This window comes from Salmonella sp. 32070601201500089SM, from assembly GCF_017573605.1.
Classification (GTDB): Bacteria; Pseudomonadota; Gammaproteobacteria; order Enterobacterales; family Enterobacteriaceae; genus Salmonella; species Salmonella enterica.
This window is the reverse complement of sequence record NZ_JAGETK010000002.1, coordinates 143,073-167,737: the sequence shown is the minus strand read 5'-3', so window position 1 is coordinate 167,737 and position 24,665 is coordinate 143,073. Positions and strand designations below refer to the sequence as shown.

General features: G+C 51.5%; 20 protein-coding genes and 1 pseudogene. 5 read left to right on the top strand and 16 right to left on the bottom strand.

Annotated elements, in window-relative coordinates:
• Nucleotides 1-3: 3 nt before the first annotated feature.
• Together J4728_RS04250 and J4728_RS04245 are read right to left on the bottom strand one after the other, a co-directional pair.
• Nucleotides 4-1,263 (bottom strand): DUF1116 domain-containing protein, encoded by a 1,260-nt coding sequence (locus tag J4728_RS04250; protein WP_000495330.1) that lies wholly within the window; start codon nucleotides 1,261-1,263, stop codon nucleotides 4-6.
• Nucleotides 1,264-1,286: 23 nt separating this feature from the next.
• Nucleotides 1,287-2,936 (bottom strand): annotated as a pseudogene (locus J4728_RS04245) (acyl-CoA synthetase FdrA); the annotation flags it as partial.
• 315 nt (nucleotides 2,937-3,251) lie between these two features.
• Between J4728_RS04245 and allD the strand changes: the two are divergent.
• From allD to allE, 3 genes are read left to right on the top strand one after another with little or no spacing between them, the layout of a single operon-like run.
• On the top strand, nucleotides 3,252-4,301 hold the full coding sequence (allD, locus tag J4728_RS04240) for an ureidoglycolate dehydrogenase AllD (RefSeq protein ID WP_020438191.1): 1,050 nt from the start codon (nucleotides 3,252-3,254) through the stop codon (nucleotides 4,299-4,301).
• A 21-nt stretch (nucleotides 4,302-4,322) separates the two neighbouring features.
• Nucleotides 4,323-5,558: an allantoate deiminase gene (gene allC / locus J4728_RS04235; RefSeq protein WP_000589769.1), complete on the top strand. Its 1,236-nt coding sequence runs from the start codon at nucleotides 4,323-4,325 to the stop codon at nucleotides 5,556-5,558.
• A gap of 10 nt (nucleotides 5,559-5,568) precedes the next feature.
• Nucleotides 5,569-6,354, top strand: coding sequence for a (S)-ureidoglycine aminohydrolase (gene allE, locus J4728_RS04230; protein ID WP_000540981.1), 786 nt, complete (start codon nucleotides 5,569-5,571; stop codon nucleotides 6,352-6,354).
• Between the two features lie 79 nt (nucleotides 6,355-6,433).
• Here the strand turns inward: allE and glxK are convergent, their stop codons facing one another.
• From glxK to allA, 10 genes are all read right to left on the bottom strand, one after another.
• Nucleotides 6,434-7,582, bottom strand: coding sequence for a glycerate 3-kinase (gene glxK / locus J4728_RS04225; RefSeq protein ID WP_000706331.1), 1,149 nt, complete (start codon nucleotides 7,580-7,582; stop codon nucleotides 6,434-6,436).
• 22 nt (nucleotides 7,583-7,604) lie between these two features.
• Nucleotides 7,605-8,903 (bottom strand): uracil/xanthine transporter, encoded by a 1,299-nt coding sequence (locus J4728_RS04220; protein WP_000484505.1) that lies wholly within the window; start codon nucleotides 8,901-8,903, stop codon nucleotides 7,605-7,607.
• 58 nt (nucleotides 8,904-8,961) lie between these two features.
• Nucleotides 8,962-10,323, bottom strand: coding sequence for an allantoinase AllB (allB, locus tag J4728_RS04215; protein ID WP_000006865.1), 1,362 nt, complete (start codon nucleotides 10,321-10,323; stop codon nucleotides 8,962-8,964).
• A 78-nt stretch (nucleotides 10,324-10,401) separates the two neighbouring features.
• A complete protein-coding gene (locus tag J4728_RS04210) occupies nucleotides 10,402-11,856 on the bottom strand; it encodes an allantoin transporter (protein WP_208211266.1) in 1,455 nt (484 codons plus the stop codon).
• A gap of 95 nt (nucleotides 11,857-11,951) precedes the next feature.
• Nucleotides 11,952-13,199 (bottom strand): MFS transporter, encoded by a 1,248-nt coding sequence (locus J4728_RS04205; protein ID WP_000005060.1) that lies wholly within the window; start codon nucleotides 13,197-13,199, stop codon nucleotides 11,952-11,954.
• Nucleotides 13,200-13,264: 65 nt separating this feature from the next.
• Complete coding sequence (gene glxR, locus J4728_RS04200; RefSeq protein ID WP_208211263.1) at nucleotides 13,265-14,143, bottom strand: 2-hydroxy-3-oxopropionate reductase; 879 nt, start codon at nucleotides 14,141-14,143, stop codon at nucleotides 13,265-13,267.
• A gap of 99 nt (nucleotides 14,144-14,242) precedes the next feature.
• Nucleotides 14,243-15,019: a hydroxypyruvate isomerase Gip gene (gene gip / locus J4728_RS04195; RefSeq protein WP_000943591.1), complete on the bottom strand. Its 777-nt coding sequence runs from the start codon at nucleotides 15,017-15,019 to the stop codon at nucleotides 14,243-14,245.
• 12 nt (nucleotides 15,020-15,031) lie between these two features.
• On the bottom strand, nucleotides 15,032-16,813 hold the full coding sequence (gene gcl, locus J4728_RS04190; RefSeq protein ID WP_208211260.1) for a glyoxylate carboligase: 1,782 nt from the start codon (nucleotides 16,811-16,813) through the stop codon (nucleotides 15,032-15,034).
• An 84-nt stretch (nucleotides 16,814-16,897) separates the two neighbouring features.
• Entirely contained in the window at nucleotides 16,898-17,716 is an 819-nt protein-coding gene (gene allR / locus J4728_RS04185) for an HTH-type transcriptional repressor AllR (protein ID WP_000141265.1), read from the bottom strand.
• Nucleotides 17,717-17,794: 78 nt separating this feature from the next.
• Nucleotides 17,795-18,277, bottom strand: a complete 483-nt coding sequence (allA, locus tag J4728_RS04180) for an ureidoglycolate lyase (RefSeq protein WP_000764659.1) — start codon at nucleotides 18,275-18,277, stop codon at nucleotides 17,795-17,797.
• 226 nt (nucleotides 18,278-18,503) lie between these two features.
• Between allA and allS the strand changes: the two genes are divergently transcribed.
• Nucleotides 18,504-19,430: an HTH-type transcriptional activator AllS gene (allS, locus tag J4728_RS04175; RefSeq protein ID WP_000460169.1), complete on the top strand. Its 927-nt coding sequence runs from the start codon at nucleotides 18,504-18,506 to the stop codon at nucleotides 19,428-19,430.
• Nucleotides 19,431-19,499: 69 nt separating this feature from the next.
• Complete coding sequence (gene mnmH, locus J4728_RS04170) at nucleotides 19,500-20,594, top strand: tRNA 2-selenouridine(34) synthase MnmH (RefSeq protein ID WP_079787609.1); 1,095 nt, start codon at nucleotides 19,500-19,502, stop codon at nucleotides 20,592-20,594.
• 38 nt (nucleotides 20,595-20,632) lie between these two features.
• Here mnmH and J4728_RS04165 read toward each other — a convergent pair whose 3' ends face one another.
• From J4728_RS04165 to J4728_RS04150, 4 genes are all read right to left on the bottom strand, one after another.
• On the bottom strand, nucleotides 20,633-21,292 hold the full coding sequence (locus J4728_RS04165; protein ID WP_000342247.1) for a methionine ABC transporter permease: 660 nt from the start codon (nucleotides 21,290-21,292) through the stop codon (nucleotides 20,633-20,635).
• Nucleotides 21,285-22,301, bottom strand: a complete 1,017-nt coding sequence (gene sfbB, locus J4728_RS04160; RefSeq protein ID WP_000569660.1) for a virulence-associated ABC transporter ATP-binding protein SfbB — start codon at nucleotides 22,299-22,301, stop codon at nucleotides 21,285-21,287. Before sfbB ends, J4728_RS04165 begins: the two co-directional genes overlap by 8 nt.
• Nucleotides 22,302-22,337: 36 nt before the next feature.
• Nucleotides 22,338-23,168, bottom strand: a complete 831-nt coding sequence (locus J4728_RS04155) for a MetQ/NlpA family ABC transporter substrate-binding protein (RefSeq protein WP_000524311.1) — start codon at nucleotides 23,166-23,168, stop codon at nucleotides 22,338-22,340.
• Nucleotides 23,169-23,424: 256 nt separating this feature from the next.
• On the bottom strand, nucleotides 23,425-24,558 hold the full coding sequence (locus tag J4728_RS04150) for a porin (RefSeq protein WP_000152869.1): 1,134 nt from the start codon (nucleotides 24,556-24,558) through the stop codon (nucleotides 23,425-23,427).
• Nucleotides 24,559-24,665: the final 107 nt, after the last annotated feature.

The following is a 24,665-nucleotide window of genomic DNA, read 5'->3' as shown; positions in this document are numbered from 1 at the left end:
CTCTTAACTTACGCCCATGCTTTCCGCCAGCGCTTCCAGCGCCTGCTCGAAACAGGCCAGCGGCGCACGGACGGTTCCCGCGCCAATCTGGCCAATCCCCGCCTCTTTATGCGCGATACCCGTGTTAATCAGCGGCGTAATTCCGGTCTCGACCACGCGGCGGATATCCAGTCCCAGACAGGCCCCCTGAAAATCCCAGCCGGGGATTTGTAGCTGCATGTTGCGTTCGAGATAAATTTCAGCCATCTCTTCAGAAACAGATTTCGCCGCTTCCATTCCCCCGGCACCGACAAAACGCGTTACGCCAGGCGCGGCAATCATCGCAGCGCCGCCAATACCAAACGTTTCAGTAATGGCGCTGTCGCCCATGTCCGGGTTGGCCTGATCCTGCGAAAAACCGGTAAAAAATAGCCCCTGCGGCGTATTAACAGGCGCGGTGAACCAACGGTCGCCCAGACCGCTAACCCGAATGCCAAACATATCGCCATTACGGGTCATCGCCGTCACAATACTGCCGGCGCGAATCTGCGCGCCCGCGTCCATGGCGGCTTTACAGTAGGCCATCGCCAGATTAAGGAAGAATTGATCGGTGACGCTCAGAAAATCCATCACTTCCGCTATCTGCTGCTTATCATGTTCCAGACGGGCGATATGCGGCGCCAACGTGCGCATCAGCAATGCGGAAGAAGCGATATTGCGCTGGTGGAATTCATCTCCCATCGTAATGCCCTGCGCCATCATTGCGGTCAGGTCGAGCCCCCGCTCCAGACGTCCCAGCGCCGCGCTTAATACCGGCATCAGCACATCACGCATCCAGCGCAAACGTTGCTGAACATCCTCGCCATAGGCGCCGAAACGCATCACTTTGCCGATCCCTTCGTTGAGATTGCAGTACGCGCGATTGCCGTCGGTGATATTTTCCACGACCAGCATCGGCATACTGGCTGACGTAATACCGCCCATCGGCCCCACGGCGTTAACGTGATGGCAGGGAATAAAGTTGACCTTTCCCTGCTCTAACAGCGCGAGCGCGCTCATTTCATCTTTGGCCCATCCTTCAAACAGGCATGCGCCGATACAGGCGCCTTTCATCGGGCCGGTCATCTCTTGCCAACGCATCGGCGGCCCGGCATGAAGAAGCGTTTTCCCCTGATTGAGCACGCTAATTAATGAAGAAGCTGGCTTCACATCCAGCCAGTGCGGACGTGCGCGACGAATTTGTTCGATGACTGCAGCGTTGGCTTGCGCCACTGATGTAAACATGGGAACCCCTTATTGCAAACGTTTAACAGACGAGCCAGTTTTTTATTACCGCCAGCGACAGGCGCCCACTGGTAGTGCACCACGGGCATACCGGCAGCCTGTAAATCCAGCGCGAAGCTACGTAACCCGGCATTAATCACCGCTACCGCTTCCAGTAACCGGGGAGCTGATGGATGAGTTGAAGAGAGGGGTGGTCGAATCAGTTCCGCGGCCAACAGAGTGGCTTCGGGAAGAGAATCCACTACCGTGATGCCGGCATCTTCGAGCGCGGCGATTTGTTGCGAGCGGCACTGAGGATCGCGTTCCGTTCCGGTGACGGTTGCGATGGCGAACAGCGGCTGGTCGCCGGCGCGTGCGGCACATGCCTTCTGCCAGGCCTGAATCAGCGATGCGGCGGGATCGGCGGTCGCGCCAAAACCAATAACGACGTCTACTAATAACACGCGTACCTGCGGCTGCGCGCCAAGCCCGGCGATAAGCTGATTACGTAACGCTGGGTCGATCATTGGATGTGGTCGCCCAACGGTATAAAAGTCATCGCCCAGATCGATAATCTGGTGGCCGTCAGCGTCAAGCATCATGCCATGGTGATGTTCCGTATCCGCCGCGACGCCCAGATAGCCGGCCAGCAGCCCCGCCGCTTCCGCCGCCAGCGTTCCGCCGGTATAGAGACCACGAATCACGCCGCCTGTTGAAACCATTTCTTTACGCTGCGACGTCACGCGAGACAATAAACATGCCAGTCGGGCGGCTTCATCCAGCGTCGAGGCAAACCAGACGTTTTCCTCACGCGCAACGGGGGAGGAAAACCCTAAGAACAGCGCTACAACGGGTTTCCCGGTGGCTTTCATCGCCGCGATAATATGCTGACGAACCGCATCGGCAGGCGGTTTGGAGACAAAGGCCAGCACCTGGCTCTTTTCATCCGCGCTGAGTATCTCCAGTGCCGTTAGCGCGCTGATCCCGCCGACCTCGGCGCTCAAATCGCGTCCGCCAAGCCCGATGGCATGGGTAATCCCTTCCCCCGCCAGCGCAATCTGTGAACAGAGCTCCTGAATACCGGTGCCGGAAGCGCCAATCACCCCGATGTTGCCCTCTGGCATGACGTTAGCGAAAGCCAGCGGCGTATTGGCGATCATAGCGGTGCCGCAATCCGGCCCCATGACCAGCAGTCCTTTATCACGCGCCCGGCGTTTTAGTCTGATTTCATCGTCCAGCGTGACATTATCGGAGAAGATCATCACGTTCAACGAACGATCCAGCGCCTGCTCCGCCAGTTCCGCCGCATATTCGCCGGCCACCGATACCAGCGCCAGATTCGCCTCTGGCAGTTTCTGACAGGCACTTTCCCAGCGTCTGACCTGGATTAACGACTGGCTGCCGCTGCTTCCCTGCGCCAACTGCTGCAATGCTTCTTCGAGCTGTCGCACAATCACTTGCGTAATGCCGTCATCTACCGCTTCGGTACGAATCGCCACGCAAATGTCATTGGGCGTAGCGCCATGAAAATCGTCATGCCAGAAACCGGTAGTTTCCAGCAGCGACTTATTCGCAGGCGTTCCCATCATTACCGATACATCATCAACATTTTCGGACTCACTCAGCTTTCGAGAAATAATCATTAAGCTGACAGAGTCCTGAAAACACCCTTTTTTAATAAAGGCGTGGATCATAACAACTCCTTAATAATTGCACCCATTGCAATTGCACGAGCAGTGTTAATGTGCGCTTCACGGTATATATCCGGGAGGGTAAATAGAGTGATTAACGTCACATCAAATTTATTAACAAAAGAATTCAAACAACAGCTAAAGGATTAGTTATGATTTTCTAAAAAAGCTTTTTATTTAAGCAAAAAGATAAAACCCGCCTGATTATCAAATAAATTCTAATTATATTTTTTTGCCTGTCTGGATCACATAATCATTTTATTTTCCCGGTATGTTAATCGCAGTCATGCTTCACACCGTCGTTAAAAAGGAAGACAGATGAAAATCAGTCGGGAAACACTCCATCAGCTTATCGAAAATAAGCTTTATAAAGCCGGACTAAAACGTGAGCACGCCGCCACCGTCGCCGACGTACTGGTTTATGCAGATGCCAGAGGTATTCACTCACATGGCGCCGTACGCGTTGAATATTATGCCGAACGAATTTCAAAAGGCGGCACCAACCGGGAGCCGACGTTCCGCATTGAGAATACCGGTCCCTGTACGGCGATACTGCATGCCGATAATGCTGCCGGACAGGTCGCAGCCAAAATGGGAATGGAGCATGCTATTGAAATAGCCAAAAAAAATGGCGTCGCGGTTGTCGGCATTAGCAGAATGGGCCATAGCGGCGCCATCTCTTATTTCGTCCGCCAGGCTGCTCGCGAAGGCCTGATTGGTCTGTCTATCTGTCAGTCCGATCCTATGGTCGTGCCGTTTGGCGGGGCGGATATTTACTATGGCACTAATCCGCTGGCCTTTGCCGCGCCGGGCGAAGGCGATGACATCATTACCTTTGATATGGCCACCACCGTGCAGGCCTGGGGAAAAGTCCTCGATGCACGGTCCCGCAATGAGTCCATTCCGGAGAGTTGGGCCGTCGATAAAAACGGCGCGCCGACACAGGATCCTTTTGCCGTCAATGCGTTATTACCCGCCGCAGGCCCGAAAGGTTACGGCCTGATGATGATGATCGATATTTTGTCCGGCATTCTGCTGGGGCTGCCGTTTGGCCGCCAGGTCAGTTCGATGTATGAAGATTTACACGCCGGACGCAATTTAGGACAACTTCATCTGGTCATTAATCCGGCGTTCTTTTCTTCCTGTGAATTATTCCGCAAACATATTAGTCAGACCATGCAGGAACTCAATGCCGTGAAGCCCGCCCCCGGTTTTAAACAGGTTTATTATCCTGGACAGGATCAGGATATTAAACAGAAAAATGCCGATATGAATGGTATCGATATTGTTGATGATATTTATCAATATCTGATTTCCGATGCCCTCTATCTCAAGTCATACGAAACAAAAAATCCCTTTGCCCAATAATTATTGAAACAGGAATTTTCTATGATAAAGCATTTTCGCCACGCGATAGAAGAAACATTGCCCTGGCTCTCTTCCATTGGAGCCGATCCTACGGGCGGAATGACGCGTTTACTTTATTCGCCTGAGTGGCTGGAAACACAGCAGCAGTTTAAAAAGCGAATGGCAGAAAGCGGTCTGGAGACACGCTTTGATGACGTCGGAAATTTATATGGCCGCCTTTGCGGCACACAATTTCCGGAGCAGGTGATTTTAAGCGGTTCGCATATTGATACGGTCGTCAACGGCGGCAATCTGGACGGGCAATTCGGCGCGCTTGCCGCCTGGCTGGCGCTCGACTGGCTAAAAGCGACCTACGGCGCGCCGCTGCGCACCGTCGAGGTAGTATCAATGGCTGAGGAAGAAGGCAGCCGTTTCCCTTACGTTTTTTGGGGCAGCAAGAACATTTTTGGCCTGGCGAATCCTGAAGAGGTACGCCATATCCAGGACGCCAAAGGCACAGGCTTTGTCGACGCTATGCAGGCGTGCGGATTTACCCTTCCCGCCGCGCCGCTCGCTGCGCGAACCGATATCCGCGCCTTTGTTGAATTGCATATTGAGCAAGGCTGCGTTCTGGAGAGCAACGGACAGTCGATTGGCGTCGTCAACGCCATCGTCGGGCAACGTCGCTACACGGTGACGCTCAACGGCGAGTCCAACCATGCAGGCACAACGCCAATGGGCTATCGTCGCGATACGGTGCATGCCTTCAGTCGTATTTGCAGTCAGTCCATTGAAAAAGCCAAACAGCATGGCGATCCCCTGGTATTAACGTTCGGCAAAGTTGAGCCGCAGCCGAATACGGTCAATGTTGTCCCTGGAAAAACCACATTTACAATCGATTGCCGGCATACGGACGCCGCGGTACTTCGCGAATTTACCGAACAGTTGGAAAACGATATGCGCGCCATCTGCGATGAAATGGATATCAGCATCGATATCGATTTGTGGATGGACGAAGCGCCGGTGCCGATGAACGCCGAACTGGTCGCGGCCCTCACCAGGCTGTGTGAAACCGAACAACTGAACTATCGCATAATGCATAGCGGCGCAGGTCATGACGCGCAAATTTTCGCGCCGCGCGTCCCTACCTGTATGATTTTCGTCCCCAGCATTAATGGTATCAGCCATAACCCGGCGGAACGTACCAACATTAATGACCTTGCTGAAGGGGTCAAAACTCTGGCATTAATGCTGCATCAACTTGCCTGGCAAAAATAAGGAGCCATCAATGGGATATCTGAATAACGTCACGGGTTACCGCGATGATTTACTGGCGAACCGCGCCATTGTGAAACACGGTAACTATGCGCTCTTAACGCCGGACGGTCTGGTGAAAAATATTATTCCCGGCTTTGAAAACTGTGACGTCACCATCCTTTCGACGCCGAAGCTGGGTGCTTCTTTCGTCGATTATCTGGTCACCTTACATCAGAATGGCGGCAACCAGCAGGGCTTTGGCGGCGAGGGGATTGAAACTTTTCTCTATGTCATTGCGGGAAATATTGAAGCTAAAGCAGAAGGAAAAACATTCTCTTTAACCCAGGGCGGATACCTCTATTGTCCACCGGGCGAGATGATGACCTTTAGCAACGCTCAAACGGAAGACAGCCAGCTATTTTTATATAAACGCCGCTATACTCCTGTCGAGGGGCATGCCCCGTGGTTGGTTTCCGGCAATGCCAGCCAGCTGGAGCGTATTCATTATGAAGGCATGGAAGATGTTATTCTGCTGGATTTCCTGCCTAAAGAGCTGGGCTTCGATATGAATATGCATATTCTGTCGTTCGAACCGGGCGCCAGCCACGGCTATATTGAAACCCACGTCCAGGAACATGGCGCTTATATCCTTTCCGGCCAGGGAGTTTATAACCTCGACAACAACTGGGTGCCGGTGAAAAAAGGCGACTACATCTTCATGGGTGCTTATTCCCTGCAGGCCGGATACGGTGTAGGTCGTGGCGAAGCATTCAGCTACATCTACTCCAAAGACTGTAACCGCGACGTTATGATTTAACGGCGGGCAGCCCTCCTGATTATTTTTTATTTAGCTATGTTGGATTTTGCCACGGTGAGAACCGTGGCTTTTTTTATGCTTAACGAGTCCCGATGTCCTGGCCAAGTTTGATGACGCGGGCAATATTACAGGCGCTGTGGTAGAGATTTTGTTCACCGTTCGCCAGAACTTCCGGCAAAGGCGCCAGCCGCGGCAAAATACTGAATACGGCATCAATACCGTGGCGATGGACCACTTCCACGCCATCGCCCAGTACGCCAGCAATGCCGATAACCGGGACATGATGCCGTTTCGCCACTGACGCGACGCCTATCGGCGCTTTTCCTCCCGCCGTTTGCGAGTCGATTCGCCCTTCTCCGGTAATCACCAGCGAGGCCTCTTTTACCGCCTCCTCCAGCTTCACCGCCTGCATAACAATCTCAATACCGGGCTTCATTTCCGCTTCCAGGAAGACGATAGCGGCAATCCCCATTCCTCCGGCCGCTCCACCGCCCGGTATTTGAGACATGTCGCGTCCGGTCAGGGCATGTAAGACACGGGCATAATTACGTAATCCATTTTCCAGCGTCTCGACCATTTCAGGCGTCGCCCCTTTCTGCGGACCGAATACCGCCGCCGCGCCGCGTGGCCCCACCAACGGGTTATCAACATCACAGGCGACCTCAATACGACACTCTGAAATTCGCGGATCGCACCCCTGCAGGTCAATGCTCGCCAGGCGCGATAAATTGCCCCCTCCGGCGCCAAGCGGCGTTCCCTGCGCGTCCAGAAAACGCACACCGAGCGCCTGCGCTACTCCCATTCCGCCATCCACCGTGGCGCTGCCGCCGATACCCAGAATAATATGGCGAATTCCCGCGTCCAGGGCGTGACGAATCAATTCGCCTGTGCCGAAACTGGATGCCAGCAACGGATTACGCGCCTCTGGCGCCACCAGCATCAATCCGCTCGCCGCCGCCATTTCAATAATCGCCGTTTTGCCGTCGCCGGTCAGGCCATAAAATCCGTTTACTTTTTCCCCCATCGGCCCGCTAACGTCCACAGAAACCCGTTTCCCGCCGGTCGCAGCCACCATCGCGTCCACGGTTCCTTCTCCGCCATCGGCGATCGGTAAACAAACATAGCGCGCATCAGGAAATACGGTTGAAAATCCCGCTTTAATAGCCTGACAGCATTTATCAGCGCTTAAGCTCTCTTTAAATGAATCTGGCGCAATTACAATCTTCATCATGTCTCCTTGTTTTCTCACGTTATTTAATGCGTTCCCACGGAATAAGATTTTCCATAAGCACTGCCAGTAAGATTCCCACCAGTAATCCGTTACTAAGCAGAGGACGAATCATCAGTGGAAGATCCTGTAAATAGACCGGAGGAAGCCCCATCAAAAAAATGCCGACAAAAAGCGGTAATGCCAGGCGATAAATATTCCGCGCGGTAAACGTAATTTGCTGGCTAAAAACCAAACCGGAATAAAGTAAAGGTAAATAAGAGACCAGCATAACGGCGCTGCTGATCGCCAGTGGAATAGCGCAAAATAAGCGGGTTAACGGCGTTATAATGGCAACCAGCAGACACAGCGCGCTACCGCAGATAAAGGATTTGCGAGAACTGTCGCCGGTTTGCGTTAATAAACCAATGGAAGATACAAAAGGCGAAAAAGGCACGACCGCAAAAGGCACCGTCACTAACGTCATCAGTCCGGAAATCATAAAGCTTCGGCGATAACGAGAACTGCCCGACCCTTGATGCAGATAAAAGATATCGGTACCGCGGATGGCGCCGTAAGTGTTGCTGATGTTGACTAACCCCGTCATCACCGCCGTCACAATAATACCCGGCATCAGCGTGCCGTGGCTGCCCAGCGGAAACCATCGCCAGCTTAATTCACCCGGCGGTAAGTGTGATGAAGGAAAGCATAACCGCCATAGCCCCCACCCGACCACGGTCCCTACCAGTAACGCGTAACGGGAGATACGCTGCTGCAGGAAAATAATCATCGCGAGGATAAAACACATCACCGCGACCGCCAGCCCAAAGGGGGCCAATTTGATTCTGGCGCTGGTATCGGCAATGCCAAAAGGCAGCCCCAGCATGCCTTTAAAAAATATTGAGGTCAGCTGCGCGCCCAAAAGCAGCATGAAAAAAACCATTACCGCCGGCGTAAACAGGCGAGCCAGACGGTGTCCTAAGCCGCTAATGCCGATAAATATCGTCACCATTGCGGAGATCGCGATCCCGACCGACAGGCTGGAGGCGATATCGTTCAGCGGCGTGCCGCGAGACGCCTCGCCAAGCGTAATCGTAAGAATAGCGCCCCACCACAGCCCTGTCGGCCCTTCCATAATGGCCCGGCGATGGCCGCAAAATGCCTGAACCAGGCAGGCCAACGCGGTGGTCAAAAAAGCGTATTGTGTGAGCATTAACAGGTTATCAGCGGGAAGATGAAAAGCGGACAGCAAGGTAGGGGGAACCACAACCGTGTTACAGAAAATAAAGAAAAACCACTGAAAGCCGGACAATACACTTTCGCGGTTAATAACAGGGAACATATCCACACCTTAAAATAGAGAATGCCCGTCGTGACGACGGGCATTAAATCACACCGGATTACTGCTGATGTTTAAGGATAAACTGACCTTTTGGCGGCACAGGGAAGCCATGCTCGATGTCATAAATAACATCGCCGCGCAAAATCGTTTTGGTAATACGCGCGCCAATAGTACGGCCAACATACGGACTGACTTTATGGCGATATTCCAGATCTTCATTTTTCAGAACATAGCTGCTGTCAGGCTGAATAAAGACCAGGTCAGCATCTTTGCCGGGGGCAATACGTCCTTTATGTTTCAGACCAAAAATATCGGCAGCGTTGGTCGCCATTAATTTGCCAAACATCGGCAACGACATACCGCGTTTTTGCACCGCTTCATCAAACATGACGTCCATGCAGTTTTGCAGTCCGGCAATTCCACCCCATGCTTGCATGATATTGCCTGCTTTCATTTCCGGAGGGCATGGAGAGTGGTCGGATACCAGGCAGTCGATTTCGCCGTTAAACAGTTTTTCCCACATCCCTTTCTGGTTTTCCTGGTCGCGAATTGGCGGAGAACATTTTGCCAGGGTGCCAATCTCTTCGAACTGATCGGTATCGAGGACAAAATAGTGCGGGCACGATTCACAGGTGACATCCTGACCTTCCTGACGCGCGCGCGTTACTTCCTCTACCCCCTCCGGGCTGCTGATATGGCAAACGTGCAGACGGCAACCTGCCGCTTTCGCCAGATACAGCACGCGACGAATGGCTTCCACTTCAGTAAATACCGGACGTGAGGCGACATAATCATGCGCCGTTACGCGTCCTTCGCGTTTAGCTTCTTCACCCAGCTCATCGCAAATCAGAGCATTTTCGCAATGTACCAGTACCGTCTGGTCCATTTCCCCCAATTTTTGCGCGCCTTTGTAAAACTGCCAGTCATTAACGTCGCGAAAATCATTATCGATGCCACGATCGCCGCAGGTGGCGACAAAGCACTTGAAGCCGACAACGCCCACTTCGTCCAGCTCATGCAGCCGATCCAGGTTATAAGAGACCAAACCGCCCAACTGCGCGGCGTCGATGGTCAATTTACCTTTTGCCGCGTCAAACTTGAGTTCAATCGTCTCACGATCGACCGTCGCCGGCAGCTGATTGAGCGGCATCTCAATCATCGTGGTAATACCGCCTTTCGCCGCCGCGCGCGTACCGGTTTCATAGCCTTCCCAGTGGGTACGGCCCGGTTCAGAAATGTGGGTATGCGCGTCAACCATGCCCGGCGAAACGATCAATCCCGTCGCATCCAGCACATTTTTCGCTTCCCCCAGGTTTTCGCCAATCGCGGCGATTTTTCCGCCCTGGACGGCGATATCGATAACTCTCGCTTCGTTTTCTAAGATGACAGTACCGTTCTTAATAATTAAATCAAAAGACATAACAAACTCCTTGTATGGATACAGATAGTTTTTAAATAGCGCACACTTCATTAAATACGCTTAATGCTTTTTCAATATTTAACCTACGAGTTTTTGCTCTCCTGTATTTTCAAAACGCGTGCGTTTCTTCAATAGCGCATAAGCAACGAACGCAACTATTACGCCTACAAACCAGGACACGCGGGATAAAGGCTCCATAAATGGTATAAACTTGCCGCCTAATGACAGAATGACTGCGACCAGGGTGACTGAAAATGCAGTCAGGTTAAATCCATTATCATAATATTTGTAATCACCGCTGGCGGTGTACAGCTCATCAAGATTAATTTTTCCACGCATTACCACAAAATAATGAGCTAACATTACGCCGATTACCGGGCCAAGCATACCGCCGATAATATCGAGGAACAGATAAATACTGTCCTGATTCTCCATTAATTTCCATGGGCAAATCAGTAGACTGATAATACTGGCAATCATTACGCCATTTTTATAGTTAAGCTTTGTCGGGGCAAGCGCCGCAATTTGATACCCCGCAGGTATAATATTACCGGTGGCGTTGGTTGAAATTGTCGTCATCAGAATCACCAGCACCGCAAAGAATGAAGCAAACAGGCTGTCCCAGCGCTGCACAATATCCAGCACGTTCCAGGTATCCATACCATAATGAATACTGGCTCCGGCAATAATGCACACGCTGGCTACGGCGAATAATATATACGCTACGATAAGCCCCAGTGTTTGTCCCAATGCCTGAGCGCGAAATGAATGCGCGTTTTGCGTGAAATCGGACGCACTCACTGCTGGCGCAGCCCAGACGGCGACTACGGCGTTAATCACCACCAGGAACAGAAAGCCGCTGTGCTCTGCTTTTTGCGCGCCTGAAGGCAGATAGTCCAGAATCGGGCCAATGCCGACCAGCGATATTGCCCAAATAGCCATGCCGCCAAAGACAATGTAAATACATGGATTGAGAATAGCGGTAAATTTATTTAATACTTTACCACCGCCAAAACCGATGCCAACGTTAATAATCCAAAAAATTAGAAAAGTAATTAGTCCTGGCAGTGAAAGACCCAGCAGCTTGAAATCTCCGCCTAATGTCAGAAATCCTGGCCAGATCTTCCCAATCAAAATAAGAAATGCCAGCGATCCCGCGTAACACTGTAAGCCGAACCACATAATTGCCGCGATTCCCCCTCGCAATAATCCAGGGAATAGCGCGCCGCGGACGCCGTAAGAACCTCGCAATATCATAGCAAAAGGAACGCCATATTTGCTGCCTGCCGCGCCATTCATTACCATCGCCGCCGCAATAAATAATGCGCTGATAATAATGGCCAACATGATATTAAATGTTGATAGCCCCAGTATAAAAAAACCGCCGACCATAACGTAATTTGGCACGTTATGTACAGATCCCATCCATAAGGTGAAATAGTTAAATGCCTTCCAGTTTCGTTGGGTTTCTGTTTTAGGTAATAAGTCTTCGCTATAACCGCGCTGCTGGTATAGCTCTCTTTGATGTTCCATAAATCCCTCTTTTCACGCATCGGATAACGTTGTTATGGGTTTAGCTATGAGGAACAAATAAATATAAAATAAAGAATTAGTAGATATAATTATTTTTAAGCTGAAGCAATACGTTGCGTTGCTTTCTTTTTATATAAAGTGACGACAGCAAAGATCAGCGTTCCGGTGACCACTAAACATGCTGAAATCACAAAACTGATCTCCTTCGACCCCGTTACATCCGAAATAAATCCGGTCAACGTTGGGGCGACAACCGCCGAGCTCATGCCAAAGAAATTAAAAAGGCTGAAAGCTCTTCCCAGACTTTTTGCCGAAGCCTGTTCAGATACAAAGGAGATCAGGATCGGGTCTACTGCCATTTTCCCCAGCAAGCCGTATAGCGTCAGACTGACCATCAGCATCGTGGTATTCGGGGACAAAACCGTAAACGCCAACATTGCTGCCGCCACAATTTCCAGACCGAGAATAACCTTAACTTTACTGTTACGGAATTTATCTGACAGATGGCTAAAAAATAACGCTCCCGGTACGCCAACCACCGCTACCAGCGCTGATGCCAGCCCGATAGCTCCGCCATCAAATCCTCTTTCAGTCTGGAGATAAGAAGGCAGCCAGGTCACTATCAAATAATAACCGTAGCAGGTACAGAAATAGAGGAAGTAAACGCTACACAATAAACCAGAGAATAAAGGCGCGCGTTTCTCATCTTCCGTAACGGTTTGGGTTTGCTTTTCCGCTTGCGCAGAGTCGCTTTTGGCTTTACCACGAATGACCAGCGTAAAAACGCACAGCATGATTACTAATATCGCGGCCACGATATACAGTACATTCTGCCAGGCCATGCTCATGTTTTTTACTAATATGCTGGAACCGATTAAGCCAATCCCCATCCCTATAGCCGACCCGCTGTTGATAATCGCGTTGGCTAATGCCCGACGGGCCTGCGGCACGTTTGCCGAAGAGAGTGAATAAGCCGAGCTAAAGAAAGAAGCGCATCCTCCGCCTGCCATTAGCGACCCTGTATAGATCATGGCCAGGCCATTGGCTTTCGCGATACAGAGTGTACCAATAATAAAAAGCGTAAATCCGGCCATCAGCATGATTTTTTGACCGAATTTATCGACCAATATTCCGCAAGGGATTTGCATACTGCAGTAAGCAAAAAAGTAAAAACTTGCAATGGCGCCTATTTCTGCATTACTTACATTGTCTAAAGATGCCTGAATTTCTGGATAAATTGGCGTAAGCACGGTGCGATAGATCCAAATCGCTACCCAGCCCAGACTCATTACGACAACAATTTGTTTCCAGTAATCAATTCCGGATTTTTTAGTTTCACTCATGTTCTTCACCTTTACAGAGTGTTCCTTGTGAACAGGTATCGCTGCAGCCGCAGCGATACACATAATTAGGACAATTTATGATTGGCCATTAATTCCAGCGCCTGTACCATTGCCGAATGGTCAAGCTGGCTCCCGCCATTTGCCGCACAGGTATTGAATAATTCCTGGCAGGTCGCCGTATTCGGTAAATTCAGCGCCAGCGCTTTTGCGCTTTGCAATGCAAGATTAAGGTCTTTCTGATGAAGCGCGATTTTGAAACCAGGCTCGAACGTCCGGTTGATCATCCGCTCGCCGTGAACTTCCAGAATGCGTGAAGAGGCGAACCCGCCCATTAACGCCTGGCGCACGCGTACCGGATCGGCACCTGCTTTTGAAGCAAACACTAAGGCTTCAGAAACCGCTTCAATATTCAGCGCAACAATAATTTGGTTAGCCACCTTACAGGTTTGCCCATCCCCATTGCCGCCCACCAGGGTGATATTTTTTCCCAGGATGTCAAAGAGCGGTTTAACGCGGTCAAAGACTTTCTGCTCGCCGCCGACCATAATCGACAGAGTGCCTTCACGCGCCCCGATTTCTCCCCCGGAAACCGGGGCATCCAGGTAATCAGCGCCCATTTCATTAACGCGCTGGGCAAAACGTTTGGTTTCGATAGGAGAAATAGAACTCATATCGACGATGGTTTTTCCCTGAAGCGATGTTTTGGCGCAACCGTGTTCGCCAAATAACACGTCTTCAACCTGCGGCGTATCCGGCACCATTATGAAGATAATGTCTGCAAATTCAGTTACCTGACGTGCAGTCTCAACATTTACCGCCCCCAGCGAGAGCAGTTCGTCCGCGATCGGACCAATAGTCGTAACGTGTAATTGATGACCGGCGCGTGCCAAATTGATAGCCATCGGCGAGCCCATAATTCCCAGGCCAATAAATCCCAGTTTCATATACAACCTCTTTTATTGCTTTCGGTGTTTCCAGATTCAGGCAACACAATCCCCTTCCAACACAGTGGAAAAAAAGCGCTGCCCGAATTATTCTGCGTTTTAACGGTACTGATTAATCCACGATAATCCCGCTTCCGTGGTAGTCAGTGGTTTATATTCACAACCAACCCAGCCATCATAACCAGACTGTTTAATGACATTAAAAATAAAGTCATAATTAATTTCCCCGGTCCCCGGCTCGCCGCGACGCGGGTTATCAGCAATCTGTAAATGGCCTATTTTATCGGCCCATGCCGTCATGGTTTGCGTTAATTCCCCTTCCATGCGTTGCATGTGATAAATATCATACTGAATTTTGATATTATCACTGCCGATATCCTTAATTAATGCTAACGCCTGTTGAGTGCCGGTGAGATGGAATCCCGGCATATCAAAGTGATTAATAGGTTCGATAAGTAATAAAATGTCTTCTTTCGCCAGCATATTTGCCGCATAGCGCAGGTTTTCGACCAACGTGTCGTGGATCTCCGTTGCGGAGAATCCTGACGGCGTTTTACCCACCAGACAATTTATTTTCTTATTGCCTAACGCACGTGCATAGCGGATTGCGGCCGCTACGCCATCGCGAAACTCTTCTTCGCGCCCAGGAATACAGGCAATTCCACGTTCGCCAGCCGCCCAGTCGCCAGCAGGTAAATTATGTAACGTATGTTCCAGATTATTATCCCTGAGCTTACGTTTTAACACTTCGATGTCGTTATCGTAGGGAAACATGAATTCCACGCCGCGAAATCCCGACAACGCCGCTTTATCAAAGCGTTCCAGGAAATCATATTCCGTAAACAGCATAGAAAGATTGGCAGAGAAACGTAACATCGATTACCTCCCTTACTCATATTTCATAAAACAGGTTTCTGTTGGCGCATCTTTCGCACTATCCGCAACCTCTTCAAACTCGGTTACGTTATCCAGTTCGCTGCCCATGGAAATATTGGTTACGCGTTCCAGAATGACTTCCACCACCACCGGAACGCGATATTGCGCCATTAGCGCTTTGGCTTGTTCAAATGCAGGCGCAATATCTTCCGGTTTAAAGACACGAATTGCTTTACAGCCTAACCCTTCCGCCACTTTTACATGGTCAACGCCATAGCCATTCACTTCGCTGGAGTTGATATTTTCAAAGGCAAGCTGTACGCAGTAGTCCATGTCAAATGCGCGTTGCGACTGGCGAATCAGACCAAGATAAGCGTTGTTAACCAGCACATGGATATACGGAATGTTAAACTGCGCGCCGACGGCTAACTCTTCAATCAGGAACTGGAAGTCGAAATCGCCGGAAATCGCCACCACATCGCGTTGCGGATCGGCAGCACAAACCCCTAATGCCGCCGGGATTGTCCAGCCAAGAGGCCCCGCCTGGCCGCAGTTGATCCAGTGTCTGTCTTTAAACACATGCAGCATCTGCGCTGCCGCGATTTGCGACAATCCAATGGTGGTGACATAGCACACATCGCGACCAAAGGCTTTGTTCATCTCTTCATAGACGCGCTGCGGCTTCACTGGCACGTTGTCAAAGTGGGTTTTACGCAGCAAAGTCCGTTTACGCTGCTGGCATTCGTCCACCCAGGTCTTCCGGCATGGCAAACGCCCCGCCTTTTGCATCTCCTGCGCGACATCGATCAGCAACGTTAGCGCCGCTTTGGCGTCCGAAACGATGCCCAGATCCGGGCACAACACGCGGCCAATTTGCGTCGGTTCAATATCGATATGGATGATTTTTCGCCCCTGAGTATATTTCTCAACGGACCCCGTATGACGGTTGGCGAAACGGTTACCGATGCCAAAAACCATATCAGATGCCAGCAGAGTGGCGTTGCCGTAGCGATGCGCCGTTTGCAGGCCGACCATCCCCGCCATTAAGGGGTGATCGTCCGGGATACAGCCCCAGCCCATCAGAGTAGGGATCACCGGTACGCTGGTCAGTTCGGCAAACTGCTGCAGCAGTGGCGCGGCGTCGGCGTTAATAACCCCGCCGCCCGCGACAATTACCGGACGCTCGGACTGAATCAGCATCTCCAGCGCCTTTTCAATCTGTACGCGGCTGGCGGCTGGCTTATATACCGGCAACGGCTCATACATATCCGGATCGAATTCGATCTCCGCAACCTGGACATCAAACGGTAAATCAACCAGCACAGGACCTGGGCGGCCTGAGCGCATCAGATGAAAAGCCTGTTGTAATACGCGCGGCACCAGCGCCGCCTCACGAACCGTCACTGCCATCTTGCTGACTGGTTTTGCAATCGCTTCAATATCGACTGCCTGGAAATCTTCCTTGTGCAGACGCGCTCGTGGCGCCTGACCAGTAATGCATAAAATCGGGATAGAGTCGGCAGAAGCGGAATAGAGCGCGGTGATCATGTCGGTTCCCGCCGGGCCGGAAGTGCCCAGGCAAACCCCAATATTACCTGCCGCCGCACGTGTGTAGCCCTCAGCCATATGCGAAGCGCCTTCCACATGACGCGCCAGTATATGGCGAATGCCTCCATGCTTACGCATTGCAGAATAGAAGGGGTTGATTGCAGCCCCAGGAACGCCGAATGCTGTGGTGATACCTTCTTTTTCCAGCACATACATTGCCGCATCCACGGCTCTCATTTTTGCCATTTTATTGCTACCTCTTTTTATTGGAAAAAGTTTCCAACTTTTAAAAATTTTAAAAAAGTCCCGCTCCAGCGAGCGGGATGCGGCTCAGGCTACAGGGGGTTTTAGCCCAAGCGCCGTACTGATGTCTTTCGCGGTATCCCGTACCAGTTCCCCCTGGCTGATAAAGCGATCTTCCGTCAGCCGGGAAGCCGGTCCCGATATTGAGATAGCGGCAACCACGCTGCCCGCATCGTCATAGATAGCGGAGGCGATACAATTCAGCCCGACAACATGTTCTTCCTGGTCGACGGTGTAGCCCTGTTCACGCGCCTGCTCCAGATTTTTAAGCAGGATAGGTAAATCCACCAGAGTGGTCGGCGTAAACCGCCGCAAACCGGTATTGACGACGATCCCCACCAGCTCTTCTTCGGTGAGCGGGTAAAGCAGCGCTTTTCCGGCGCCGGAAGCATGTAATGGCAGACGACTCCCTAAGGGCGCGCACATTCTGACCATCGATTTGCACTCCTTTTGACCGATTAACACCGCTTCATTACCGTTGCGAATCGCTACGTTGACCGTCTCGCCAGAAAGCAGCATAAGTCGGTGCATAAAGGGTCCGGCCACCGAGAGGACATCGCGATTATGAATATACGCAGAGCCCACATTAAATACGCCTAAACCAATATGCCACCAGCCAAGCTGGCTATCCTGGTACACAAAATCAGCCGCTTGCAGTACCTTTAACAGGCGAAACGTCGTAGAAAGCGGTAAATCCAGGCTGCCGGAAATATCGCTAACTGATGAACTGCCGCCGCTTCTTTCGAGATATTGCAATATCGCTATGCCCCTCTCCAGCGCCTGAGCGCCTTTCTGCGCAGTCGGCTCTGCCTGTCCTGGCCTGCCGCGTCGTCTTACTTCCGTCATATTTACGTTAACTCCGGCCCAAAATATGAGCATAAACAATGAACAATATGTTCATCTTATGCAAGAAGGCCAATAGCGTCACGCAAAACAGAGTTCATGTGTCGGGATACTTTCAACATCACAGTTATCGCTGCCACCGCGATCCACCGTCAGAAAATCGGTAACCGTCTGCCACGCAAACAGCGGGTGATGCCATACATTACGGTGATAATTGACGCCCTGCCGTCCATTGCTAATAAACGCCCGCAGCGTGGAGAGATCGGGTTTATCATCGCCGAGCGCCACAATAACGACAAAAGCCTCGCCGTTCATCGGCACAAACGCCTGCGTACCTAAAGGATGACGTTCCAGTTCATGTACCACAATAGGCATCGCGGCCGGTTGCGCCCTGTTAATACTGATCAGCGTGCGATCCTGCTCCAGAACTTCAACCTTCGCCAGGTCGTGATATCGCTCAACTAACCCGTTGTTTATATGAAAAAAGTCACGTTCCTGCGTCTCAATAACATCGCCATAAGCGCTGAACGTCTTCTGATCTAACGGTAATACCTCAAGTTTCATTATTTTTCCCTTGTAGCTCGATTCCGTTTAACCGCGGTGTGGACTCTGTCCGGTTTCAATACCATGCAATCTAAAACCTTCGGGATTTAACATCAACATAAAAGTTGGAATATTTTTCCAAAAGTAGATTTAGACCACAAATCAAACATGGCTATTATGTAAAACTACTTAAAAATCATAGGAAAACAATTCTGGTTTTATCAGGATCGTAAGGAGGCGTCTGACGATGTTTGACCCGGAAACACTGCGTACCTTTATCAGCGTTGCCGAAACGGGGAGTTTCTCCAAAGCGGCGGAGCGCCTGTGTAAAACCACGGCAACCATTAGCTACCGCATCAAACTGCTGGAGGAAAATACCGGCGTAGGGCTGTTCTTTCGCACAACGCGAAGCGTCTCGTTGACGGCGGCGGGCTCTCACCTTCTCTCTCAGGCAAAAGACTGGCTTGCGTGGCTGGACAGCATGCCTGACGAGCTACGCCAGGTTAACGACGGCGTAGAGCGTCAGGTCAATATTGTGGTGAATAACCTGCTCTATAGCCCGCAAGCGGTCGCCAGTCTCTTATCGTGGCTTAATGCGCGTTACCCTTTCACTCAGTTTCACTTTTCCCGGCAAATTTATATGGGCGTCTGGGATTCGCTCCTGTATGAAGGTTTTTCGCTGGCGATTGGCGTAACTGGCACCGAGCCGTTGGCTAATACCTTTATGCTCGACCCTTTAGGTTCCGTACAATGGCGTTTTGTGATGTCTGCGGATCATCCTTTAGCTCACGTCAGCGGGCCTCTAACAGAAGCGCAGTTGCGCCGTTTCCCGGCAATTAATATCGAAGACAGCGCGCGTACGCTGACCAAGCGGGTAGCCTGGCGCCTTCCGGGGCAGAAGGAAATTATCGTGCCTGATATGGAAACCAAAATCGCCGCTCATCTGGCAGGCGTCGGTATCGGTTTTGTCCCGCAGCCGCTCTGTCAAACGCTGATCGACAAAAACGAACTGGTGAGCTGTACCATCCCGACGATGCGTCCGCCCTCACCGTTAAGCCTCGCCTGGCATAAATTTGGCGGAGGCAAAGCGGTAGAAGACATTGTGAAATTATTTACCCAACGACAACCCGAAATAGCCGGTTTTTTATCCATTTTCAACACGGTACGCTGTTAAAAATCAAGCCACTTTGCGAATTGGCGCGTAAAATAGCGCAAAGGATGATTTAAGGTTACGTTTTACGTTATGCAAGACAGACAAAAAGCACAGGACTATCGCGCGCTCCTCCTTGCCGATACGCCTTTAATTGATGTACGCGCGCCGATTGAGTTTGAACAGGGCGCCATGCCGGGCGCTATCAACCTGCCATTGATGATGGACGACGAGCGGGCCGCCGTCGGCACCTGCTACAAACGTCAGGGCGCGGATGCGGCGTTAGCGCTGGGGCATCGGCTGGTTTGCGGCGACATTCGCCAGCAGCGGCTTGAGGCCTGGAAAGCCGCGTATCAACGTTTCCCCAACGGGTATCTGTGCTGCGCGCGCGGCGGTCAGCGGTCACATATCGTACAACGTTGGCTGCAAGAAACAGGGATTGACTGCCCGCTTATTGAAGGCGGCTATAAAGCGCTGCGCCAGACAGCAATTCAGGCGACCTGGCAACTGGCGCAAAAACCGATACTTTTAATTGGCGGCTGTACGGGCAGCGGCAAAACGCAACTGGTACGACAACAGCCCAACGGCGTGGATCTGGAAGGTCTCGCGCGTCATCGCGGCTCCTCTTTTGGCCGCACGCTGAAACCCCAGCTCAGCCAGGCCAGTTTTGAAAACAAACTTGCCGTTGAATTGCTGAAAATTAACGCGCGTCAGACGCTAAAAAGGTGGGTACTGGAAGATGAAGGGCGAACGATCGGCGCCAACCATCTGCCTGAGTGTTTACGCGAAAGAATGGCGCAGGCCCCCATTGCGGTAGTGGAAGATCCGTTTGCGCTTCGTCTGGAACGACTGCGTGAAGAGTATTTCATCCGTATGCATCACGACTTCACCTACGCCTACGGCGATGAAGCCGGTTGGCAGGCGTATAGTGAATATCTTCATCATGGACTGTTCGCTATTCGCCGCCGTCTGGGGTTGCAACGCTTTGCCGAACTGACGGACACGCTGGATAGGGCGCTGGCGGAACAATTATCCAGCGGCAGCACCGACGGCCATATGGCATGGCTGGTTCCGCTACTTAACGAATATTACGACCCAATGTATCGCTATCAACTGGAGAAAAAAGCCGCGAATATCGTTTTTCGCGGCACATGGCAAGACGTTGCCAACTGGCTAAAAGCGCAATAGCTTATTTTTATTGCCGGCTGACGCTACATTGAGCCGGCTTAGTGTCTGTCGCGCTTGTCGGCACGTTTTGCCAGCCAGTCGCCCAGCATCTGAACGACCTGAACCAGCACAATCAGCGCCACTACGGTAACAACCATCACTTCGGTTTCGTAACGGTAGTAGCCATAGCGAATCGCCAGGTCGCCTACCCCGCCGCCGCCGACAATCCCGGCCATCGCCGAGTAGCCGATTAAGCTTACCAGCGTAATCGTCAGGCCGCGCAGCAGCCCTGCGCTGGCTTCCGGCAACAGTACGGTACAGATAATACGCATCGGACTAGCGCCGAATGCCAGCGCCGCCTCAATAATCCCTTTATCGACTTCACGGAGCGCGCTATCTACCAGGCGTGCATAAAACGCGATTGCGGCCACCGACAGCGGGACGGAGGCTGCAATCGGGCCAATCGTATTGCCCAGCAAAAGCTGCGTTAGCGGCAGTAACAGCACCAGTAAAATAACAAATGGCACCGAGCGGATAATATTCACCAGAACCGAGGCGACGAGATAAATAAAACGGTTCTGCCAGAACAGATGACGATCGGTGACAAAAATCAGAAAACCGAGCGGTAGACCGCCAAGAATCGCCAGCACCGTTGAAATACTCAACATCTGGAAAGTTTCATTGAACGCCAGCGTTAAATCCGGCAATAAATCATCCACGGATCACCTCCACCTGTGCGGTACGTTGACGGATATGCTCCACGGCGGCGGCCACCGCCGTTGGATTATGCGGCGCGGTTAATTGCACCACCAGAATGCCCAACGCGCGTTCGCCGATATATTCAATCTTGCCATGCAGGATATTGACCGCGACGCCAAACTTGATCGCCACCTCCGACAGTACCGGCTGCTCCGCCGAATCGCCGATAAACAAAATTTTCAGCAACTGCCCGGGCAGGTGTTCCCGTAAACGTTCCGGCAGGGTCAAATTAAGGGTATGAGACACCAGTTGCTGTGTGAAAGCGTGTTGCGGGTGGGCAAACACATCAAACACCTCGCCCGATTCCACAACCTTACCGCCCGACATCACCGCCACGCGATCGCAAATAGATTTGATCACGTTCATTTCATGGGTGATCAGCACAATAGTAATCCCGAGCTGTGCGTTGATCTGTCTGAGCAGAGCCAGAATCGTGGCGGAAGTTTCCAGATCCAAAGCGGAAGTCGGTTCGTCACACAGCAAAACATCCGGATGGTTAGCGATGGCGCGGGCTATCCCCACCCGCTGTTTTTGCCCGCCGCTGAGCTGTACCGGAAAACGGTTCGCTTTATCGGCAAGGCCCACCAGCGTTAAAATTTCCGCCACCCGTGGCGCGATTTTGCTGCGTTCCCAGCCAGCCGCTTTCAGGCTAAACGCAACGTTTTGCGCCACTGTCCGGGTATGCATTAAGTTAAAATGCTGGAAAATCATACCAATACGCTGCCGCGCCTGGCGTAACGCTTTTCCGTCCAGCGCCGAAATTTCCACGCCGTTGACGTTGACGCGCCCCTGGCTGGGACGCGTTAAGGCGTTCAGGGTACGCAGCAGAGTGCTTTTTCCTGCGCCGCTGGTACCAACAATGCCAAAAATCTCGCCCGCGGCGATATGCAGGCTCACATCATCCACCGCGCGCGTGGGGGTACCGCGACCGGCGGTAAAATCGACGCAGACTTTTTCTATTTCAATCATATTCACCTCAGAAATTGGGGATGGCTACCGCTGCGATCAGGGTGTCGCGGTCATCCATTCCGGTTTCTGGAAGGCGCTATAAATATTCTTTGGATCGTCGATAACCGCGCGATAAGCCGGCGATTTCACCGCCTCGACAATATCTTTGGCAAACGGCTTATCGGCATCTTCACTGCGTACCGCAATGATATTTTTCAGATTCTCATCCAGGTGTTCCTGCTTAATCGCGCTGGAGAGATCGAGTCCTGCCGCCACCGCAAAGTTCCCGTTAACCAGCGCGCCGGTCACGCCATCCAGCGTGCGCGGTAGCTGTGCGGCTTCCAGCGGTTTGAAAACCAGTCCTTTTGGATTGCTGGCGATATCTCGTTCAGAGGCTTTGGTCGGATCGATATTGTCCTTAATCGTGATGAGCCCCAACGATTGCAGGAAGCGAAGGCCGCGCGCCAGGTTAGTCGGATCGTTGGAGAGAGTAATAATGTCCCCTTTTTTAAGCGCATCCAGACTGTTGATTTTACGTGAATAGAAGCCCATCCCAGCGGTCGGTACCACAATAAGTTTGCTGAGCTTCAGCCCTTTGTCAGCGGTGAATTTGTCAAAATAGAGGGTATGTTGAAAGAGGTTGGCGTCGATGCTGCCGTTAGCTAACGCCATATTGGGCTGGACATAGTCGCTAAACTCGCGCACCACGACCTTATACCCTTTTTCTTTTAATGTCGGCGCAATCGCCTGCTTCACCATGTCGCCATACGGCCCTGGCGCGACGCCAAATACGATCGTTTGCGGGGAACCATCGGCATGGGCAAACTGTAATCCGCAGGCCAGTAATAGCGTGCTGGCCGCAATGCGTAAACTCTGACGCAATCCCATAATTTCTCCATTTTAAATAGTGTGATGCTGTGCCGGATGCCGTTCATGCGGCATCGTCTGTTTTGGCCCAAACGAAAGGCTATTTCTTAACATGACACAGATCACAGCCTGCTGTCCTTGAAATTATTTCATGATGTTTCCTGGTGTGTCGTTAAATGTACGAGGCAGGCGCTCAGGCGTGTGTCAGGCGGGAATGGCGTAAAGGGAAATGCCGGATAAGAGGTCTTAACGCCAACATCCGGCAGAGGAAAACGCTTTAGAAATCGTAACGCAGACGCACCAGGTTCATATCGCCCAGATTGTCAGTGCTGGAGGTGAAAACATGTTCATAATCAACGCGGAAACCATAATCCAGTTGGAAGGTGATCCCCACGCCGTTATCGGTGCGCAGATAGTCGCGGCCATTCACATATTCAATGCGGTCGCCCATAAAGTACGGTTGAATAGCTTTCACGGCATACTGACCAATCGGGAAAGCGTAACCGACAAAATATTCCAGACCCCACGCATCGCCGGCAAAGTAATCATTCACAGACACTTTTTTGGTTGTCATAAAGTTCTGATACCAACCGCCGCCTGCGGCGATAGTCCAGTTTTCCGGCGTCCAGCTTAACGCGGTACCGACAATATTTTGATCGTAAGTTTTATTGCCGTTGCCGCGCATCTCCGCACGGGTATAGTTCCATGCCGTCCCCCAGGTCAGATCGTCGGTGAGATGGTAATCCGCGCCTAAAGAACCGCCGCCTTTACGCTTGTAATTCAGGCCGTTATTGGCATTATAATCGTCGCTGAACAGATAAGACGCGTAGAGATCGACATTGCCAATGCTTTTCTTATACTTCAATGACTTACGCGTGCGATAAGAACCATCGTAGTCGCCGTTAATCCCGTTGCCCGGCGCCTGACCTATCATGTCGTAATCCCAGATATCGGTTTTTACGCCCACCACATCGTAATAAATGCTGTTCTGTTGACCGAAGGTCAGCGTTCCCCACGTCGCGCTCTTGAAGCCGGTATACAGCATACGGCGAGTGGTATCAGTCGCGCCCTTCGCATAATGGTTATCCCAGTCAAATACCGCAGGGATATTGACGCCCAGCTCGTAATAGCTAATCCAACTGATATCATCAAACAGATAATAATCCGCGGCGAAGCGGAAACGCGTCCCGCCATCAAAACCATTACGTTTATAACCGTTCGCGCCGTCATTGCCGGTCATATTCTGGAACTGCGGACGAATACTCCCGCCAACGGTGAAATTGAGTCGGCTGAGTGGATTACCCGCCTGGGGATCTTGTTTTAAAACGGTGATTTCCGCCTGAGTAGCGAAAGGCATGAAAGCCACTGCCGCGCCGATCGATGCCGCCAACGCTGTTATTTTAATTGTCATTATATTTTCCTTGATAGATAGCCAATCCAAATCATTTAGCAGGCAAATAATAACTGTTATAAAACCTTACGTGTTGTGTATTTTTTAATGATTTGTGCTACTAAAAA

What these genes read in the sequence shown, in the direction of transcription:
- allB (WP_000006865.1), bottom strand. Translation starts at nt 10,323, where the DNA reads ATGTCTTTTGATTTAATTATTAAGAACGGTACTGTCATCTTAGAAAAC.
- allS (WP_000460169.1), top strand. Translation starts at nt 18,504, where the DNA reads ATGTTTGACCCGGAAACACTGCGTACCTTTATCAGCGTTGCCGAAACG.
- J4728_RS04220 (WP_000484505.1), bottom strand. Translation starts at nt 8,903, where the DNA reads ATGTTCCCTGTTATTAACCGCGAAAGTGTATTGTCCGGCTTTCAGTGG.
- allC (WP_000589769.1), top strand. Translation starts at nt 4,323, where the DNA reads ATGATAAAGCATTTTCGCCACGCGATAGAAGAAACATTGCCCTGGCTC.
- allR (WP_000141265.1), bottom strand. Translation starts at nt 17,716, where the DNA reads ATGACGGAAGTAAGACGACGCGGCAGGCCAGGACAGGCAGAGCCGACT.
- glxK (WP_000706331.1), bottom strand. Translation starts at nt 7,582, where the DNA reads ATGAAGATTGTAATTGCGCCAGATTCATTTAAAGAGAGCTTAAGCGCT.
- mnmH (WP_079787609.1), top strand. Translation starts at nt 19,500, where the DNA reads ATGCAAGACAGACAAAAAGCACAGGACTATCGCGCGCTCCTCCTTGCC.
- gip (WP_000943591.1), bottom strand. Translation starts at nt 15,019, where the DNA reads ATGTTACGTTTCTCTGCCAATCTTTCTATGCTGTTTACGGAATATGAT.
- J4728_RS04210 (WP_208211266.1), bottom strand. Translation starts at nt 11,856, where the DNA reads ATGGAACATCAAAGAGAGCTATACCAGCAGCGCGGTTATAGCGAAGAC.
- J4728_RS04205 (WP_000005060.1), bottom strand. Translation starts at nt 13,199, where the DNA reads ATGAGTGAAACTAAAAAATCCGGAATTGATTACTGGAAACAAATTGTT.
- glxR (WP_208211263.1), bottom strand. Translation starts at nt 14,143, where the DNA reads ATGAAACTGGGATTTATTGGCCTGGGAATTATGGGCTCGCCGATGGCT.
- allD (WP_020438191.1), top strand. Translation starts at nt 3,252, where the DNA reads ATGAAAATCAGTCGGGAAACACTCCATCAGCTTATCGAAAATAAGCTT.
- J4728_RS04155 (WP_000524311.1), bottom strand. Translation starts at nt 23,168, where the DNA reads ATGGGATTGCGTCAGAGTTTACGCATTGCGGCCAGCACGCTATTACTG.
- J4728_RS04150 (WP_000152869.1), bottom strand. Translation starts at nt 24,558, where the DNA reads ATGACAATTAAAATAACAGCGTTGGCGGCATCGATCGGCGCGGCAGTG.
- sfbB (WP_000569660.1), bottom strand. Translation starts at nt 22,301, where the DNA reads ATGATTGAAATAGAAAAAGTCTGCGTCGATTTTACCGCCGGTCGCGGT.
- allA (WP_000764659.1), bottom strand. Translation starts at nt 18,277, where the DNA reads ATGAAACTTGAGGTATTACCGTTAGATCAGAAGACGTTCAGCGCTTAT.
- gcl (WP_208211260.1), bottom strand. Translation starts at nt 16,813, where the DNA reads ATGGCAAAAATGAGAGCCGTGGATGCGGCAATGTATGTGCTGGAAAAA.
- J4728_RS04250 (WP_000495330.1), bottom strand. Translation starts at nt 1,263, where the DNA reads ATGTTTACATCAGTGGCGCAAGCCAACGCTGCAGTCATCGAACAAATT.
- allE (WP_000540981.1), top strand. Translation starts at nt 5,569, where the DNA reads ATGGGATATCTGAATAACGTCACGGGTTACCGCGATGATTTACTGGCG.